The following is a 228-nucleotide window of genomic DNA, read 5'->3' as shown; positions in this document are numbered from 1 at the left end:
AGTGGGTTGTCTGACTCAAACTTAGAACCTGCTGGAAGATCACTTCCATCTTCGTTCTTAGGCGCTGGAACAGTTACTGTTTCTCCTGGCTTACCTGATGCCTCTTCAAACTTAGGATTATTCTTACCAGCATCTGTAGTTGGATCTACCACCTTAACAGTTACTGGAACCTTGTCCGTTGAGCCATCTGGATACGTTACCACAGCTGTTGCTGGTTTATCTCCTGGT

1 protein-coding gene is annotated in these 228 nt (G+C 45.6%); it reads right to left on the bottom strand.

Annotated features, from left to right (window positions below; genetic code table 11):
* A partial coding sequence (locus tag E4T71_RS09645) for a Rib/alpha-like domain-containing protein (protein ID WP_245165743.1) occupies positions 1-228 on the bottom strand: 228 nt, incomplete at both ends.

It is taken from the genome of Streptococcus sp. WM07 (assembly GCF_004570525.1).
Classification (GTDB): domain Bacteria; phylum Bacillota; class Bacilli; order Lactobacillales; family Streptococcaceae; genus Streptococcus.
The sequence above is the reverse complement of the archived record's forward strand: the minus strand, read 5'-3'. Positions and strand labels throughout refer to the sequence as shown.